The sequence below is a fragment of the Achromobacter sp. 1011791174 genome (genome assembly GCF_059760925.1).
Window position 1 is genome coordinate 1 of sequence record NZ_JCBANH010000204.1, and the last position, 964, is coordinate 964.

The 964-nt window shown below is 66.2% G+C and carries 2 protein-coding genes; both read right to left on the reverse strand.

Annotated elements, in window-relative coordinates; translation table 11 throughout:
• Positions 1-652, reverse strand: a 652-nt coding sequence (locus AC6LJ5_RS30320) for a CoA transferase subunit B (protein ID WP_498142451.1), incomplete at its 3' end; no start/stop codon positions are given.
• Positions 653-664: 12 nt separating this feature from the next.
• The coding region (locus AC6LJ5_RS30325) for a CoA transferase subunit A (RefSeq protein WP_498142452.1) at positions 665-964 on the reverse strand (300 nt) is incomplete at its 5' end.

The following is a 964-nucleotide window of genomic DNA, read 5'->3' on the forward strand; positions in this document are numbered from 1 at the left end:
ACTTCACCGCCGACACATCCAGCCTGGCCAGCGTCTTGGACTGGATCTCCTGGACCGTCACGCCCGGCGCCACTTCCAGCAGCTTCAGGCCGCCCTCGGTGACTTCCATCACGCCCAGGTCGGTGATGATCAGGTTGACCACGCCCACGCCGGTCAGCGGCAGGTTGCAGGCCGGCAGCAGCTTGATGTCCTCGGTGCCGTCCTTCTTCTTGGCCACGTGCTCCATCAGGACCACCACGCGGCCCACGCCGGCCACCAGGTCCATCGCGCCGCCCATGCCCTTGACCATCTTGCCCGGGATCATCCAGTTGGCCAGATCGCCCTGCTCGGACACCTGCATCGCGCCCAGGATCGCCAGGTTGATCTTGCCGCCGCGGATCATCGCGAAGGAATCGGCCGACGAGAAGATCGACGAGCCCGGCAGCGTCGTGACCGTCTGCTTGCCGGCGTTGATCAGGTCGGCGTCGACCTCGGCCTCGGTCGGGAAGGGACCAATGCCCAGCAGGCCGTTCTCCGATTGCAGCCACACTTCCATGCCGGCCGGCACGTGGTTGGCCACCAGGGTGGGCAGGCCGATGCCCAGGTTCACATAAAAGCCGTCTTGCAGCTCGCGCGCGGCGCGCGCCGCCATTTCATCGCGGGTCCATGCCATGTCGTCGTCTCCTCAGGCCGGGCGGGTGGTGCGTTGTTCGATGCGCTTTTCCGGCGTGGCGTTCAGCACGATCCGTTGCACGTAGATGCCGGGCAGGTGGACCTGATCGGGGTCCAGGCTGCCGGTCTCGACGATCTGCTCGACTTCCACCACGGTGATCTTGCCGGCCATCGCCACGTTCGGGTTGAAGTTGCGCGCGGTCTTGCGGAACACCAGGTTGCCGCTGCGGTCGGCGATGTGCGCCTTGACCAGCGACACGTCCGGCGTCAGCGAACGCTCCATCACGTACTGCTGGCCGTCGAACTCGCGGAT